The sequence below is a fragment of the bacterium genome (assembly GCA_024226335.1).
Classification (GTDB): Bacteria; Myxococcota_A; UBA9160; order SZUA-336; family SZUA-336; genus JAAELY01.
In genome coordinates, this window is the sequence record JAAELY010000177.1 from 1 (window position 1) to 868 (window position 868).

Sequence of the window (868 nt, forward strand, 5' to 3'; positions counted from 1 at the left end):
AAATATTGGCACATCCACCGGAAAGTCAACAGCCTAGTGCCCCTGCCTATAAGTTCGCATATTCAAGCAGTCGGCTTCGTGAACAGCCGCACGGGCGAACGGCAACGGCTAGGCTGTTAATTCTGTCGTCTGGTACCCAACTCGCCTTCATGCTACTTCTATGGCTCTTCGGGCAATGTTCTTGAGAGGCGTTCACCACCGGACCCGCCGTAGGGTGGGTAACTTGTCGCTGCGAGGAACTCGCGGTCGCCTGGTAGCGCGCGCGACAAGTTGCCCACGCGCGCTCGGTGCTGGGGCTCTTGTGCCACGGAGCTGGGGACGAAGCCAGGATCCTTCTTTCTGGCGACACGGATCGTGCATGAGAGAGAATCACCTCGAATCGCCCAGAATCAACAGCCTAGGCAGAAACAGTCGATCACGCGATGGGTTCTGCTTCAAGCAAGACACTGGACCGCTGGGTGACCGCTACCCGGCATGATCCGGATCCTTGGTACGCCACTGCGTCGGCGTGTCCAGGGGCGGCAAGGCTCATCGAAGGTCGTTGTTCAGGGAAGGACGCGGGGGACGGAATCGGTGCCTGGAAGCAGGAGGGCCACCCCAGGCACATCTGGTCACGTTGGTATGGGCAGCAGCGACGGAGCCGGCTCGTCATACCAGAGTGCGTGAAGCGCGGTGCGAATGAACTCAAAAGCGGATCGGCCTTGAATCGAGCAGGTCGCGACCACGGTCCACAGCCGCTCGTTGCTTTTTCGGCCCCTGGGGCTCCGCGTCCCCTGGGTGACGTGACGGTCGATGACGATGAAGCGGATGGCCTGCTCGGCCACGTTGTTCGTCGGGTCGATCCGCGGGGTGGTTATGAACTGAAAAT

1 protein-coding gene is annotated in these 868 nt (G+C 60.5%); it reads right to left on the minus strand.

All coding sequences use genetic code 11. The annotated features are described in order from the left end of the window. Positions 1-611: 611 nt before the first annotated feature. Positions 612-868 (minus strand): transposase (locus tag GY725_08905; protein ID MCP4004301.1); only part of this gene is annotated, 257 nt, incomplete at its 5' end.